General features: G+C 43.5%; 12 protein-coding genes, 3 pseudogenes and 1 other annotated feature. Of the genes and pseudogenes, 13 read left to right on the top strand and 2 right to left on the bottom strand.

The genetic code is table 11. From position 1 onward, the window contains the following. The first annotated feature begins 141 nt into the window (after positions 1–141). Positions 142–361: a binding site (T-box leader), on the top strand. Between the two features lie 250 nt (positions 362–611). The 11 genes and pseudogenes from pheS to ACESTK_RS19980 all read left to right on the top strand — a co-directional run. Further along, on the top strand, positions 612–1,631 hold the full coding sequence (gene pheS / locus ACESTK_RS20030) for a phenylalanine--tRNA ligase subunit alpha (protein WP_173719482.1): 1,020 nt from the start codon (positions 612–614) through the stop codon (positions 1,629–1,631). 90 nt (positions 1,632–1,721) lie between these two features. After that, complete coding sequence (gene pheT, locus ACESTK_RS20025; protein ID WP_373120597.1) at positions 1,722–4,139, top strand: phenylalanine--tRNA ligase subunit beta; 2,418 nt, start codon at positions 1,722–1,724, stop codon at positions 4,137–4,139. Beyond that, entirely contained in the window at positions 4,139–4,750 is a 612-nt protein-coding gene (locus ACESTK_RS20020) for a histidine phosphatase family protein (RefSeq protein WP_373120596.1), read from the top strand. The genes pheT and ACESTK_RS20020 overlap by 1 nt, the downstream gene beginning before the upstream one ends. A 353-nt stretch (positions 4,751–5,103) precedes the next feature. Next, on the top strand, positions 5,104–6,726 hold the full coding sequence (locus tag ACESTK_RS20015; protein ID WP_118578457.1) for a MotA/TolQ/ExbB proton channel family protein: 1,623 nt from the start codon (positions 5,104–5,106) through the stop codon (positions 6,724–6,726). A 12-nt stretch (positions 6,727–6,738) separates the two neighbouring features. After that, positions 6,739–7,713 carry an OmpA family protein gene (locus ACESTK_RS20010; RefSeq protein ID WP_373120595.1) on the top strand — a complete coding sequence of 325 codons (975 nt, stop codon included), beginning with the start codon at positions 6,739–6,741 and terminating at the stop codon, positions 7,711–7,713. Between the two features lie 401 nt (positions 7,714–8,114). After that, positions 8,115–8,990: a methionyl aminopeptidase gene (locus ACESTK_RS20005; RefSeq protein ID WP_118578455.1), complete on the top strand. Its 876-nt coding sequence runs from the start codon at positions 8,115–8,117 to the stop codon at positions 8,988–8,990. Between the two features lie 176 nt (positions 8,991–9,166). Continuing rightward, positions 9,167–9,514: a 50S ribosomal protein L19 gene (gene rplS, locus ACESTK_RS20000; protein ID WP_118578454.1), complete on the top strand. Its 348-nt coding sequence runs from the start codon at positions 9,167–9,169 to the stop codon at positions 9,512–9,514. Positions 9,515–9,766: 252 nt separating this feature from the next. Continuing rightward, entirely contained in the window at positions 9,767–10,405 is a 639-nt protein-coding gene (gene lepB / locus ACESTK_RS19995) for a signal peptidase I (RefSeq protein ID WP_330386410.1), read from the top strand. 101 nt (positions 10,406–10,506) lie between these two features. Next, a complete protein-coding gene (gene ylqF / locus ACESTK_RS19990; RefSeq protein WP_373120593.1) occupies positions 10,507–11,361 on the top strand; it encodes a ribosome biogenesis GTPase YlqF in 855 nt (284 codons plus the stop codon). Position 11,362: 1 nt separating this feature from the next. Beyond that, entirely contained in the window at positions 11,363–12,121 is a 759-nt protein-coding gene (locus ACESTK_RS19985) for a ribonuclease HII (RefSeq protein ID WP_173715523.1), read from the top strand. 51 nt (positions 12,122–12,172) lie between these two features. Next, positions 12,173–12,517: pseudogene (locus tag ACESTK_RS19980) on the top strand (YraN family protein); the annotation flags it as partial. Here ACESTK_RS19980 and ACESTK_RS19975 read toward each other — a convergent pair. Next, positions 12,404–12,676: pseudogene (locus ACESTK_RS19975) on the bottom strand (DUF6783 domain-containing protein); the annotation flags it as partial. The pseudogenes ACESTK_RS19980 and ACESTK_RS19975 sit on opposite strands and share 114 nt — an antisense overlap. On the opposite strand from ACESTK_RS19975, the pseudogene ACESTK_RS19970 reads away from it, so the two are divergent. Next, positions 12,653–12,754: pseudogene (locus ACESTK_RS19970) on the top strand (DUF6783 domain-containing protein); the annotation flags it as partial. The pseudogenes ACESTK_RS19975 and ACESTK_RS19970 sit on opposite strands and share 24 nt — an antisense overlap. Positions 12,755–12,806: 52 nt before the next feature. Next, positions 12,807–13,664, top strand: coding sequence for a peptidoglycan editing factor PgeF (gene pgeF, locus ACESTK_RS19965; protein ID WP_187565687.1), 858 nt, complete (start codon positions 12,807–12,809; stop codon positions 13,662–13,664). Between the two features lie 113 nt (positions 13,665–13,777). Here the strand turns inward: pgeF and ACESTK_RS19960 are convergent, their stop codons facing one another. After that, the gene (locus tag ACESTK_RS19960; protein ID WP_270413823.1) at positions 13,778–14,947 is read right to left on the bottom strand and encodes a ribose-phosphate pyrophosphokinase; all 1,170 of its coding nucleotides are present in this window, start codon (positions 14,945–14,947) and stop codon (positions 13,778–13,780) included. Positions 14,948–15,208: the final 261 nt, after the last annotated feature.

Genomic DNA, 15,208 nt, shown 5'->3' with positions numbered 1-15,208 from the left:
TGTTGATGGAAGCATTATACTACATTGGGACATTTTCCTTTATGGTATATTAGGACATTATCATAAATGGTTCATAAGGAAGAGCAACAGACAAATTAACCTCTTGACAGATTCACTCTGATGTGGCATAGTTATAAAAGAGAAAAAGCCAGGAAGGTGTTTTTAGGAAATTATTTTCTTTCAGAGAGAGGAAGCCACCGGCTGTAAGCTTCCTTAAGTTCAGATAGTTTCTGAGTTTCGCACCGGAGCCGCGTTTCTGAAATTTCCAGTAGGAAGCGACGTGAAGCTGCGCGTTAAGCGGCGGGAGAGCCTGTATATACAGGAATCAGGGTGGTACCGCGGAATATGCTTCGTCCCTTTTGCTGGGGACGGAGCTTTTTTATTTTCACGAGCAAGAGTCAAAGTCCACGCTTGGGTGAGAACTTGGTGACTGCCGCGAAAATGTAGGAAATACGCAAAGCGGGTTTTTCGCATTGTAAAGTCCTTGGAGCGCGAGCACTGAACAATCCGCTTTACGAAAGAAAAAATCTGCTATGTAGATATTTTCTTACCTTCCTTCCCCCCCCCTCATCTGGCAGATTATAAAAATAAAGGAGAAATGAACCATGGATATGAAAGAAAGACTTCAGGAACTGGCTGAGAACGCCAGAGTACGGATTGAAGAATCCGAAGGCCTGGATAAATTAAATGATGTGCGTGTGGCATATCTTGGAAAAAAGGGAGAGCTTACCGCAATCTTAAAAGGAATGAAAGACGTTTCCCCGGAGGAGAGACCGAAGGTTGGCCAGCTTGTAAACGAGACCAGAGCTAAGATCGAAGGTCTTCTTGAAGAGTCCAGACAGAAACTGGAAGAAGCAGTCAGAGAAGAGAAGATGAAAGCAGAAGTAATCGATGTTACCCTACCTGCAAAGAAATCCAGAATCGGTCATCGTCATCCCAACAGCATTGCGTTGGAAGAGGTTGAGCGCATTTTTATTGGAATGGGCTATGAAGTTGTAGAAGGTCCGGAAGTTGAATATGCAGATTACAACTTTACCAAGCTGAATATTCCGGAGAATCATCCGGCAAGAGACGAGCAGGATACTTTCTTTATCAATGATTCCATACTTCTTCGTTCCCAGACATCTCCGGTTCAGGCACGTGCCATGGAAAAAGGAAAGCTGCCGATCCGTATGATCGCACCTGGAAGAGTATTCCGTTCGGATGAAGTAGATGCAACTCATTCTCCATCCTTCCATCAGATTGAGGGCCTTGTAATAGATAAAAATATTACGTTCGCAGACCTGAAAGGAACTCTTGAAGTATTTGCGAAAGAGCTTTTCGGACCAGAAACCAAAACAAAATTCAGACCACATCACTTCCCGTTTACAGAGCCAAGTGCAGAGGTTGATGTTTCCTGCTTCAAATGCGGCGGAAAAGGCTGCCGTTTCTGTAAAGGATCCGGCTGGATTGAAATCCTTGGCTGTGGAACAGTTCATCCAAATGTACTTCGCATGTGTGGAATTGATCCGGAGGAGTACACTGGTTTTGCATTCGGCGTAGGTCTTGAGCGTATTGCGCTTCTGAAATATGAGATTGATGATATGCGTCTGCTTTATGAGAACGACATCCGTTTCCTAAAGCAGTTCTGATTTCTTGGCATCGCGAAGCGTGTAACTGTGAAAGTACTGAGCAGTTACCTTTCATAATATAAATATTAGAGTGAGAAGAGGATTAAATAAATGAATACTTCATTATCTTGGATGAAAATGTATGTGCCGGATCTTGACGTAACCGCACAGGAATATACAGATGCAATGACATTGTCAGGTACAAAGGTAGAAGGCTTCACCAGGCTTGATGCTGACCTTGAAAAGATTGTGATCGGACAGATTGAGAAAATTGAGAAACATCCGGATGCAGATAAGCTGATCATCTGCCAGGTGAATATCGGATCTGAGGTGATCCAGATCGTTACGGGTGCTCCAAACGTAAAAGAGGGAGACAAGGTTCCGGTTGTTCTTGACGGAGGTCGTGTAGCAGGAGGACATGATGGAAAAATGACTCCTGGCGGAATCAGGATCAAAGCCGGAAAACTTCGCGGAGTACCGTCCAACGGCATGATGTGCTCCATCGAAGAGCTGGGAAGCAACCGGGATATGTATCCGGAAGCCCCAGAATATGGAATTTATATATTCCCGGAAAACGCAGTTGTAGGTGAAAGCGCTATTAAGGCTCTTGGACTTGATGACGTTGTATTTGAATATGAGATCACATCCAACCGTGTTGACTGTTACGGTGTTCTTGGAATTGCAAGAGAAGCAGCAGCTACTTTTGGTAAGAAATTTTACCCTCCGGAAGTTAAAGAGACAGGAAATGATGAAAAAGCTTCTGATTACGTAAAGGTAACTGTAGAGAAACCGGAGCTTTGCCCACGTTATTGTGCAAGAGTTGTAAAAAATGTTAAAATCGGACCATCTCCGAAATGGATGCAGCGCTGCCTGGCTTCCAATGGAATCCGCCCGATCAACAATCTGGTAGATATCACCAACTATGTAATGGAAGAGTTTGGACAGCCAATGCATGCTTACGATCTCGATACGATTGCAAACCATGAAATTGTTGTACGCTGTGCAAGTAAAGATGAGAAATTTGTCACACTGGATGGTCAGGAACGTATTATGGACGAGAACGTCCTGATGATCTGCGATGGTGAGAAACCAGTTGGAATCGCAGGTATTATGGGCGGCGAGAACTCCATGATCACAGATGACGTACACACAGTTCTGTTTGAGGCAGCCTGCTTTGATGGAACAAACATCAGACTTTCTTCCAAGAGAATCGGACTTCGTACAGATGCTTCCGGTAAGTTTGAGAAAGGTCTTGACCCGAATAATGCAAAGGCTGCAATCGACAGAGCCTGCCAGCTGATGGAAGAGCTTGGTGCCGGTGAGGTTGTTGGCGGTATGGTTGATATCTGCAATAAGGTCAGCAAGCCATCCCGTGTAAAATTTGAGCCAGACCGTATCAACGGTCTTCTTGGAACAAATCTTTCCAAAGAAGAGATGCTTGGCTATCTTGCAAAGATCGAACTCACCTATGATGAGGAGACAAATGAAATCGTAGCACCGACTTTCCGCCAGGATATCCACTGCATGGCAGATGTTGCAGAAGAAATTGCACGTTTCTACGGATATGACAAGATTCCTACAACTTTGCCATCCGGTGAGGCTACTACAGGAAAAATGCCATTCAAGCTTCGCATTGAAAATATCGCAAGAGATATTGCAGAGTACTGCGGATTCTCAGAAGGTATGACTTACTCATTTGAGAGCCCGAAGGTATTTGACAAACTGAGAATTCCAGAAGATAATGTACTTCGTCAGGTGATCACCATCAGCAATCCTCTTGGTGAGGACTACAGCATTATGCGTACCAGTACACTGAATGGAATGCTTTCTTCTCTGGCAACTAACTATAACAGAAGAAACAAAGACGTTCGTCTTTATGAGCTTGGAAATGTATATCTTCCGAAGGCACTTCCACTTACCGAGCTTCCAGATGAAAGAACCATGTTTACACTTGGAATGTACGGAAACGGTGATTTCTTTGATATGAAGGGCGTTTGTGAGGAGTTCTTCGAAAAAATCGGTATGAAGAAGAAAATGGAGTATGATCCGGCAAGCGAAAAACCATTTCTTCATCCTGGAAGACAGGCCGATATGGTATACGAGGGAACCGTTGTAGGTTACCTTGGAGAGGTACATCCGCTGGTTGCAGATAATTATGGAATTGGGGAGCGCGCATATATCGCAATGATCGATATCAAGAGCGTTCTTGAATTTGCAAATTTTGACCGCAAGTTTACCGGAATTGCAAAATATCCGGCGGTAACCCGTGACATCAGTATGCTGGTTCCGAAGCAGGTGCTTGCAGGTCAGATCGAGGACATTCTTGCTCAGAGAGGCGGAAAGATCCTGGAGAGTTATCAGCTGTTTGATATCTACGAAGGAAGCCAGATCAAGGGTGGCTACAAGTCTATGGCTTATGCGCTTGTATTCCGTGATCACGATAAGACCCTGGAAGAAAGCGAGATTTCTGCGGCAATGAAGAAAATTTTAAATGGTCTGGAAGGCCTTGGAATCGAGTTGAGAAGCTGATGCTTTTATATATTGTAAGACACGGTCTGACGCCCTGGAACCACTTTCATAAGGCTCAGGGTTCAGCAGACATTCCTCTTGCTCAGGAGGGAATTGATCTTGCCAGAAGAACGGGCGAGGCTCTGATGGATGTAAAGTTTGATATCTGTTTTACAAGTCCTCTTACCCGTGCGAGACAGACTGCCCGGTTAGTTCTGGGTGGCCGTGATATTCCTGTGATACCGGATAAAAGGATTCAGGAAATTAATTTCGGGGTTCTGGAAGGGCACATTATGAGAACTGGAAATACTATGGAGTCCAACTGCGAAGAATTTGATCTGTTTTTTAAGGATCCCCTGAAATTTCCGCGTCCGGAAAACGGAGAGAATATTCAGGATATCCTGGATCGTACCAGAGAATTCTGGCTTGAAAAAACCTCGGATCCGTCTCTGGCAGACAAAACGATTTTGGTGTCTTCCCATGGATGTGCAGTGCGGGCTCTTCTCCAGAACCTGTACAAGGATCCTGAACATTTCTGGCATGGATGTGTGCCTCCTAACTGCAGCATTAACCTGGTAGAAGTGAAGGATGGTAAGGCCAGATTCCTGGAGGAAGATAAGGTTTACGCCTGAAAATATGAAATATGATATAATACCCCTGGCTGTATGAAAAAGGTGTGAAATGATTACTGTGAAGGTCGTGAGCAGTAACAGGAAACGTTTTTTCATTAGGCAAGGGGTATGTTTTTTCTTGTTATTATTAGAAAATTGTGATATTATGATAAAAAATGTACCATTATTAATGGAAAATTCACAAAATGCACCAATATATTACGATGAAAGCCCTGGGGCGTTCAGATTGCGGGAATGATTTTTTAAACAGCTCTGCAGATGCTATAAGCGCAGAGTAGTTGGCATTCATATATGGTGATGCCGTCGACAGACGGCATATCTATTTTGTGAAAATACAAATGGGGAGGCAGACAATGAAGAAAAAAATCACACATTCTGTATTGTTTGTTGCGGTTCTTGCAGGAACCACTGCTTTGACTTTATTTGCCGGCAGGGGGAACTTATCATCTACGATCTACAATTTCGTATTTCTGGCGGTGATCGCAGTCCTGTATCTGATCGCAATGTTTGGCGGAATGTTCCGTATGAATAATCTGAGTACGGCATTCCACAGAGCAGTAGAGGAGCTGAACGGTATGTTCAAGACTCCAGGGAAGACAGATCCCAGGAATCTTACATATTTAGGCGAGCTCTTCGATGATAAATATCTGGATCAGAAGATGGACAGCTTTACAGACAGCATTAACAATAGTAAAGAAGGTCTTGGGGATATTGAGGAATTTATTAATGAAGATGAGCTGGATATCCATGTTCATAAGAAGCTTCTGGAAATGGTTCCGGATATCTTTACCAGTCTTGGTATTTTAGGTACTTTCCTTGGTCTTGTCTGGGGTCTTCGCGATTTCCAGCCTACAGATTACAGCGCCATGACTTCTTCTGTAGAAGCGCTGGTGGAAGGTATTAAAGTAGCATTCCTTACCTCTATTTATGGTATCTCTTTTTCCATTATTTATACCTTTGGGATGAAGGGAGAGTATTCATCCATGACAGAGGAGCTTCAGGGATTCCTTGAAAAGTTTCATTCTTATGTAATGCCTACAGCGGAGAATGAGTCCAGAAATCTGCTGCTTGCAAGCCAGAAGCTGCAGACAAGCGCCATGAAACAGATGGCAGAGCAGTTTTCCGTTCAGATGGCAGACAGCTTTGAGAAGGTTATCACACCTACCTTCCAGAAGATGAATGATTCTCTGGATATGCTGGTTTCTTCTGTAACCAGATGTCAGGAGGATGCTATTCGTGAAATATCGGACGAATTTTTAAAACAGATGAACAATTCTTTCCATATGCAGTTCCGTGATTTCAACGTGGCACTGGATCAGCTGAAAAAGGCACAGAAAGAGAATACAGCTTATACTTCTGCCATGTACCAGACTATGAGCCAGAAGCTTTCTGAGACCTATGACAAGCAGGACAAAGCCATTACAGATATGGTAAGGGAGATGGGAGGCATGCAGACCCGCTACATGTCTACTGCCAATCGTATCCTTTCTGAGAATCAGGAGATCCAGAAGATGCAGCAGCAGGATTATCAGCATATTGTGGATTATCTGAAGGATGCCGAGAAATCTGCAGCTAAGTTCTGGGTTGCCTGCAACCAGGCAATGCAGAAATATGTTGAAACAGCAGCTTCTTCTATTGAGAGAGTAGGGGCTACAGGTCAGGCAAGTGCAGATCTGATCCAGGCAAACAGCAAGATGGCAGAGCAGTTTACGGCCCAGATGGAGGATTTTGCCCAGTATCAGAGACTTTCCTATAAAACAATGGAACAGGTCCGCAAGCTCCTCAGTGAGGTGACTGCAGCGAATACCAGAGATGTATCTCTGATCGCAAGCGGAAGAAATGATTCTGTAGAGAAGCTGGGCAATCTGATTGCTCAGCAGAATGAGGGACAGCAGGCTCTTCTTGAGGAAATCAACAAGAACATGAAAGAGCTTTCCAAGGCGGCACAGAAAGGAAAATTTGGCTTATTCAGATAAGAGGAGATAGACATGCGCAAAAAAAGAAAATCAGGGGATGGAGGCTTTAATGTATGGCGCTCTTATTCCGATGTTATGGCCGGCGTTCTGCTTCTTTTCATACTGATCATGTCATTGACGCTTTTCCAGGCTCAGAAGAGCTACGACGAGAGTATTCAGGAGAGAGATGAGAAGCTGGCTCTGCAGGCAGAGTATACGGCTGATCTTCTTGCCAAGCAGAATACCATTGAAGAACAGGAAGGAACTATTAAGACCAAAGATGAGAAGCTGACTGCACTGGCACAGACTCTGGCAGAGCAGGAAGCCAAGTTAAAAGAGCAGCAGGCTCTTCTGAATCAGCAGCAGACGGATCTGGATGAGAAGACCACGCAGCTTAGTGAGCAGCAGACAAAGATCGATAATATTATTGGTGTCAAGGCTGAAGTTGTGGAAGCACTTCAAAAAGAATTCCAGAAAAATAATATCAATGTAAATCTGGATTCCAAGACTGGTGCATTGACACTGGATGCCAGTGTATTGTTTGACGTTGATGAGTCGGAGCTTACAGATGCTGGTAAGGAAGCACTCCGAAACGTACTTCCGATTTACTGTAAGGTGTTGATGGAGGATACTTATAAGAATTATCTTGCTGAGATCATTATTGACGGTTATACAGATACAGATGGTGATTATGCGTATAATCTGGAGCTTTCCCAGCAGCGTTCACTTGCAGTGGCACAGTATCTTCTTGATATTCAGGGGGAGTTTCTGACTGAGGATCAGAGCCTGGATCTGCAGGATTACCTGACTGTAAACGGACATTCCATGGCGAATCCGATTCTGGATGCAGATGGAAATGTAGATAAAGAGGCTTCCCGTCGTGTTGAGGTCAAATTCAGACTGAAGGATGACGAGATGATCGAAGAACTGAGTAAGATCATGGCGGGAAGTGAAGAGAGTGCAGCAGATACTGCCACAGAGGCAGGCGTAGATGCAGCAGCTAATTAGTTACATATAATTTTCAAAAGCAAAAGAGTATTTCAAATTCTTAGATCAGAGAAAATGAAATACTCTTTTTGCGTTTGAAACTTTTTTAACTGTTTGCGTGGGAAAATGAAAACAGTTGAAAAAATATGAACAATTACTGTTCGCTGGTAACGTTCCGCGAGGTGTTTTTTGTGAACAAAGTTCACAGAAAACCCGAGAATTGCGGCGCGAAGCGCGTTACTGGTCACGGAGTGAACAGTAACACATGAATTGCAGGAGGTAGAGTCTTCTATAGAAAATTAGTTGCAATTTATCTGTTTCAAGTATAAAATGAGAAAGAGAGTGAGTTTATATCATGTTTTACAAAAGAAAAAGTACTGCTGTAGCATTCGCAGCAGCCACAGATAAAAGGAGAGAGTGAAATGTCAACAAAAATCGGACGTAATGATCCATGCTGGTGCGGCAGTGGAAAGAAATATAAAAAATGCCATGAGGCTTTTGATGCGAAAGTAGAAATCCTGCGTCAGAAAGGATATCCGGTTCTGGATCATAAACTGATCAAGACTCCAGAGCAGATTGAGAAGATTAAAGAGAGCTGTCGAATCAATGTTGCAGTACTTGATTATGTGGCAGAGCATATTAAAGCTGGTGTATCAACAGAAGAAATCGATCATTGGGTACATGAGGAAACTGTGCGTCATGGAGGAATCCCGGCACCGTTGAATTATGAAGGGTTTCCAAAAAGCGTGTGTACTTCTGTGAATGAGGTGGTATGCCATGGAATTCCATCTGAGGATGAGATCCTGAAGGACGGTGATATAGTAAATGTAGACGTTTCTACAATTTACAATGGCTATTTTTCTGACTCATCCCGTATGTTCTGTATTGGAAATGTAAGTCCTGAGAAAGAAAAACTGGTCCGCGTAACCAAAGAATGTGTGGAAATCGGTATTTCCAAGGTAAAACCATGGGAACCTATTGGAAATATGGGTCACGCTGTTCATATGCATGCACTTGAAAATGGCTACACAATTGTAAAAGAAATCGGCGGACATGGCGTTGGCCTGGAATTTCATGAGGATCCCTGGGTAAGCTATACGTCCGAAGAGAACAGCGGCGTGATCATGGAGCCGGGAATGATGTTTACCATTGAGCCTATGGTAAATATGGGAAGCGATGAAGTATATACAGATGAGGATGATGACTGGACAGTACGCACTGAGGACGGTATGCCTTCAGCCCAGTGGGAAGTAACCGTACTGGTAACAGAGGATGGCTGCGAGGTTATCTGTTGGTAATGGTTTTGGAAGGTTGTCTTTGAAAAAAATTTGTGACTTGTTTTATGGGCTTTTTATAAAAATAATGGTTGCAAACAGAAAATAATTATAGTATAATCATTTATGTTGTGAAAAAAGATGGTCCGCTGTTACCGTGATGGGTATTAAGAACATCCAGAGAATAAGGAGAGAATAAAATGAACGAAATTATTAAAAACATCGAAGCAGAACAGCTGAAAAAAGACGTACCGCAGTTTAACGTAGGTGATACCGTAAGAGTACACGCACTGATCAAAGAGGGTAACCGTGAGCGTATCCAGATTTTCGAGGGAACTGTATTAAAGAAACAGGGCGGAAGCACCAGAGCTACTTTCACAGTAAGAAAAGCTTCCAACGGCGTTGGCGTTGAGAAAACATGGCCGCTTCATTCCCCACACGTAAAAGAAGTAGAAGTTATTCGTCGTGGTAAAGTTCGCCGCGCGAAACTGAACTACTTAAGAGACCGTGTAGGTAAAGCTGCTAAGGTTAAAGAGCTTGTTAAATAATTTCAATCGAAAATTGCTGATTGCTGTTCACTGGTAATGTTCCGCGAAGTGCTTTCGGGAACGAAGTGAATACGAACAGTGACATTTGCTGCGCAGATGGCCGTGATGACTGTCTGGGCAGCATTTTTTTGATTATTTTTTCTTTTTCTTTTTCGGAATATGTGATAAGATAATAAAGTATCTGGCCTGAGATGAAAAAAGCGTTTTGGAACCAGACGCAGGACATGCAATTATGACACGAATGGAGTAGATATGAGCGACAGAAGAAATAAAAGAGAAAAAGAGCAGTTATTCAACATGCCGGAAATTGCAAAACTGGAGAAAAAATCTTTTTCTGGTGCCATGGAGAAATTGGAAGACAGTAAACTGAAAAAAGTTTTGATCTGGGTATTCGAGATCGCAGTTACACTGATCTTTGCAGTGCTGACCTCCATGATGCTATTTCAGTCTGTGACGATGCAGGAGAGCTCCATGGAGCCTACTCTGGCAGTTGGAAGCCGGTATTTTGTAAACAAGCTTGCTTATAAAGCGTCCTCGCCGAAACGCGGCGACCTTATTGTATTCCGCACAAATGCAAGTGATGATGCGGCTCTTCATATCCGCCGTGTGATCGGACTTCCAGGTGAGACGATTCAGATCGTGAATGGAAGAATTTTGATCAATGGAGAGACATATAAAGAAGGCAAAGATTTTCCCACGATCAACAATCCGGGAATGGCAGCCAATGCCATTACACTGGAAGCGGGAGAGTACTTTGTCCTGGGCGATAACCGTAATAACAGCGAAGACAGCCGTTATGGCGATATCGGACGAGTGAATAAGAAATATATAACTGGTAAGCTCTGGTTCCAGATATCCCCGAAGAAAGACATAGGGCCGTTGAATAATTAAACTGTGAGACTTTTATAAAAAATAAGTGATTGTTCAGCACGTTCGCGGTTACACGCTTTGTGGAACGGTATCTGCTGAACAGCTGTAAGAATAAGGTAAATATGAACGTACAATGGTATCCTGGTCATATGACCAAAGCGAAAAGACAGATGCAGGAGGACATTAAGCTGATCGACCTGATCATTGAGCTTGTGGACTCCAGAGTTCCCCTTGCAAGCCGGAATCCGGATATTGACGAGCTTGGGAAAAATAAAGCAAGGCTGATTCTTTTGAATAAATCAGACCTTGGAGATGAACGCCAGAATGAAGCATGGAAAGCTTATTTTCAGGGGAAGGGGTTCTATGTGGTAAAAGTAGATTCCCGTAGCGGCTCTGGTATGAAAGCAATTCAGGCGGCTATTCAGGAAGCCTGCAAGGAGAAAACGGAGAGGGACAGAAGAAGAGGAATCAAAAACCGCCCGATCCGTGCTATGGTAGTAGGAATTCCTAACGTTGGTAAGTCTACTTTTATCAATACTTTTGCTGGAAGAGCATGCGCCAAGACGGGAAACAAGCCAGGTGTAACCAAGGGCAAACAGTGGATCCGCCTGAATAAGAATGTGGAGCTTCTGGATACTCCGGGGATTCTCTGGCCCAAGTTTGAAGATGAGGCAGTGGGAATGCGCCTTGCCTATATTGGTTCTATCAAGGACGATATACTGAATATGGAGGAGCTTTCCCTTACGCTTATTGATTTCCTTCGGAAAAAATATTCTGGTGCATTGGAGAAACGCTATCAGATCCAGGAGGAAGGCACAGCTGTGCAGATATTAGAAGCAATCGCGCGTTCCAGAGGATGTCTGAAGAAGGGGGAGGAGCTGGACTATGCCAAGGCCTCTCTGATTCTGTTCGATGACTTCCGCTCTGGAAAGATTGGAAAAATTACTTTGGAGTGGGTGCCGGAAGAAGGTAAATAATATGCAGAAAATCGGAGAAATAAAGTGTGAAATCCAGGCTGCTGAACCGGGAGAATATGCCACTCTTTTTGAAAAATACAAAGAGGATACAAGAAGTGGAGTCAGGAAGCTTCTGGAGCAGCTTCATAAGAAAGAAGAGGCTTACCAGAAGGAACTTCTGCGCACAGAAAAGATGAAGGAATTTGAGCGCAAATACGAAGATTTGGGCTATGTGTGCGGAATTGATGAAGTTGGAAGAGGCCCGCTGGCAGGTCCTGTTGTAGCGGGGGCTGTTATTTTGCCAAGAGACTGCAAAATCCTGTATCTGAATGATTCCAAACAGTTGAGCGCTAAAAAAAGGGATGAATTGTATGATGTGATCATGGAGAATGCGGTAGCTGTTGGAATCGGAATGGCAAGTCCCCGGAGAATTGATGAGATCAATATTCTTCAGGCTACCTATGAGGCAATGCGTGAGGCTGTCAGCAAGCTGGAGCCGGTGCCGCAGATTCTTCTCAATGACGCAGTAACCATTCCCGACGTGACTATACCTCAGGTGCCGATCATAAAAGGGGATGCCAAGAGTATTTCCATTGCAGCTGCCAGCATTGTAGCTAAGGTCACAAGAGACCGGATGATGGTAGAGTACGATAAAGTGATGCCGGAATATGGCTTTGCCTCAAATAAGGGGTATGGAGCTGCAGCACATATTGAAGCCTTGAAAAAATATGGTCCAAGTCCGATTCACAGGGCAACTTTTATAAAGAATTTTATAGGATAATGTGAAATTTTGAAAAGGCTGATGGTCCGGATATGAATATGTTTTGCGGTTATGAATACAAAAGATACCTACACAGAAGTATATATGGGAGTTTTTATGCAGAAAAACAAGCGAAAAGTAGGTGCTTTTTATGAAGAAATCGCTGCAGATTATCTGGTTTCCCAGGGCGTGATGATTCTGGAGCGAAATTACAGGAACTGGCTGGGGGAAATCGACCTGATCGGAATGACTGCTGATGGATGGTTGATTTTTGTGGAGGTTAAGTACAGAAGTTCGGAACGCTCAGGAAGTCCGCTGGCAGCAGTGAACGGCAGAAAGCAGCTGGTGATTTCCAAGGTGGCAGTGGAATATTTGAAGAATCATTACAGAAGCATGGATGTGAGATGCAGGTTTGATGTGGTGGGAATCAACGGCGATAAGATTTGTTGGATAAAAAATGCCTTTGATTTCTGTCAGTGAGCCAGAGCCTGTTTGAAAAAATATTCCTGCAATCTGTATGCCCCACTTTGCGGTATACTATGCCAGAATTCTGTTGACGTAGCTCGCTGCGGCGCCCTTATCCGGACAAAATCTCCCACAAATTGTGACGCACATCTTGCAGAAAGCCTTTTTCAAACACGCTCTAGAGAATGAATTCTTAACAGGTTCGAGAAGAACTGTGAGATCAGAAGAAGAGGAGAATCAGATGAAGATTAAATGGCATAACGAAAATAAACTTCATATGCAAGTAAAAGAAAATAATGGAGTCACCTATCTTACTTATCCCTCTTTTGAACAGTTCCCGGATATTGTGCATTGTTTCAGTACAAGACTTGGCGGTGTAAGCCAGGGAATTTTTTCATCTATGAATCTTAGCTTTACAAGAGGTGATGAAGAAAACGCGGTAAAAGACAATTATCGCAGACTTAGTGCAGCGGTAGGCTTTTCTTTGGAAGATATTGTCACATCTGATCAGACACACACTACAAACGTGCAGCTGGTGGGGGCAGAAGACAGGGGGAAAGGTGTAACGCGTCCAAGAACATATAAAGATGTGGATGGAATGATCACCAATGTTCCAGGTGTTGTTTTATGCACCTTTTATGCAGATTGTGTGCCGCTGTATTTCGTAGATCCGGTTCACAAAGCCATAGGCTTGTCTCATTCCGGATGGCGTGGGACAGTTGGGAAAATCGGTAAGGTGACTATAGAGAAAATGGCAGAGCAGTTTGGCTCAGATCCGGAGGAGATTTTTACGGCAATTGGTCCCTCCATCTGTCAGGACTGCTATGAAGTAAGCGAAGATGTGATTCTGGAATTTCAGAAAGCTTTTGAAGAGAAATACTGGGAAAAGCTTTTTTATAAAAAGAAGAATGGTAAGTACCAGCTGGATCTTTGGGAAGCAAACCACATTATTTTTCTGGAGGCAGGAATAAAAGAAGAGCATATTTCCATGCCTGGAATTTGCACCTGCTGTAATCCGGAATTCCTCTTTTCCCACAGGGCATCCCATGGCAGGAGAGGAAATCTGGCAGCTTTTCTGGGCATTCGTCGGGAAAAATAATGTGACAGACAAGTGCAGATGCGGTTTACGACCCATGCAAATATGTAAATATAAAGAAGCCCTGTGCCACAAACGAGATAATGTGGAACAGGGCTTTGTTTGTTTATTGTCTATTACTGATTTACACGCTTCATCAGATCCATGATCTTCTCATTGCTGGAACGAACCTTCTCAACAGAAACATCATGGTTGATGATATCCATAATACTTGCAAGATATTTGCTCATATTTGCTTCCACATAGTAAGGTCTGGTAAGAAGCTCCGGAATACGGTAGTTCAGGTTGGTTGTGATAACCTTGTCAATCCAGCCTTTCTCATAGTAAGCGTCAAATTTATCCATGCCTTCTGTAAACAGGCCGTAAGTAGTGCAGATGAATACACGGTTGGCGTGACGTTCTTTGATCTGTTTGGCAACGTCAAGCATACTTTCTCCAGAAGAAATCATGTCGTCGATGATAACAACGTCTTTGCCTTCTACAGAGTCGCCCAGGAACTCATGAGCTACGATGGGGTTCTTGCCATTTACCACTGTGGAATAATCACGTCTCTTATAGAACATGCCCATATCAACGCCCAGAATATTGGAAAAATATACGGCTCTGGACATAGCGCCCTCATCCGGACTGATGATCATGAGATGATCATTGTCAACCTGGAAATTGTCAACGTTCTTTATCAGAGCTTTCAGGAACTGATAGGTTGGGAAAAAGTTGTCAAAACCATTTAACGGAATGGAGTTCTGCACACGCGGGTCATGAGCATCAAAAGTGATGATATTGGCTACGCCCATATCACTTAATTCACGAAGTGCCAGTGCGCAGTCAAGAGATTCTCTCTTCTTACGTCTGTGCTGACGGCCTTCATAAAGGAATGGCATGATTACATTGATACGATGTGCCTTACCTGTAGCTGCGGAAATAATTCTCTTCAGATCCTGAAAATGGTTATCCGGAGACATGTGATTCTCGTGACCACAGACTGTGTATGTGGAACTGTAGTTGGTAACGTCTACCATAATGTAAAGATCAGTTCCTCGGACAGATTCCTTAATGATTCCCTTACCTTCACCGGTACCGAAACGCGGACATTCGCACTCCACAATAAAAGAGTCTTCGCTGTATCCCTGTGGAACATTGTCAAGGCCCTTCTTTTCTACAAGTTCCTTACGGAATTTTACCAGGTTTCTGTCTACCTCCTCTGCAAGTTCGCGGCAGCCCTCCAGCGCAGCGATACGAATAGGTGCGACAGGCATAGATTTCTCAAGCAATTCTATGTTCGGCATGATATTCCTCCTAAGTAGTATGCTAATTATCGATTCGATTATCTGCAAAAAAATGGGGACACGTGTCCTTTACCCTTACAGATCTCTTCTTTATATTTATAACATTTGCCCTAAATGTCGTCAAGGAATTTATTGATTTTTACTTGAAAAATTACCCGGACGTGAGCAGGAAATGAAAGTTTTTGTGTCAAGCGTTTTTGAAAATGTCCTAAAATAATTGAAGTATTAGCCCCGGCTTTTTGCTGGGGCTTGTTATATTGA

Origin of the sequence: Ruminococcus sp. Marseille-P328 (genome assembly GCF_964249465.1) — a bacterium.
Lineage (GTDB): Bacteria > Bacillota > Clostridia > Lachnospirales > Lachnospiraceae > Blautia_A > Blautia_A faecis.
This window is presented reverse-complemented; position numbering and strand designations above follow the sequence as displayed.

Bases quoted from the DNA above. Each gene is read 5' to 3' on its own strand.
- pheS (WP_173719482.1), top strand. From the start codon at position 612: ATGAAAGAAAGACTTCAGGAACTGGCTGAGAACGCCAGAGTACGGATT.
- pheT (WP_373120597.1), top strand. From the start codon at position 1,722: ATGAATACTTCATTATCTTGGATGAAAATGTATGTGCCGGATCTTGAC.
- ACESTK_RS20020 (WP_373120596.1), top strand. From the start codon at position 4,139: ATGCTTTTATATATTGTAAGACACGGTCTGACGCCCTGGAACCACTTT.
- ACESTK_RS20015 (WP_118578457.1), top strand. From the start codon at position 5,104: ATGAAGAAAAAAATCACACATTCTGTATTGTTTGTTGCGGTTCTTGCA.
- ACESTK_RS20010 (WP_373120595.1), top strand. From the start codon at position 6,739: ATGCGCAAAAAAAGAAAATCAGGGGATGGAGGCTTTAATGTATGGCGC.
- ACESTK_RS20005 (WP_118578455.1), top strand. From the start codon at position 8,115: ATGTCAACAAAAATCGGACGTAATGATCCATGCTGGTGCGGCAGTGGA.
- rplS (WP_118578454.1), top strand. From the start codon at position 9,167: ATGAACGAAATTATTAAAAACATCGAAGCAGAACAGCTGAAAAAAGAC.
- lepB (WP_330386410.1), top strand. From the start codon at position 9,767: ATGAGCGACAGAAGAAATAAAAGAGAAAAAGAGCAGTTATTCAACATG.
- ylqF (WP_373120593.1), top strand. From the start codon at position 10,507: ATGAACGTACAATGGTATCCTGGTCATATGACCAAAGCGAAAAGACAG.
- ACESTK_RS19985 (WP_173715523.1), top strand. From the start codon at position 11,363: ATGCAGAAAATCGGAGAAATAAAGTGTGAAATCCAGGCTGCTGAACCG.
- pgeF (WP_187565687.1), top strand. From the start codon at position 12,807: ATGAAGATTAAATGGCATAACGAAAATAAACTTCATATGCAAGTAAAA.
- ACESTK_RS19960 (WP_270413823.1), bottom strand. From the start codon at position 14,947: ATGCCGAACATAGAATTGCTTGAGAAATCTATGCCTGTCGCACCTATT.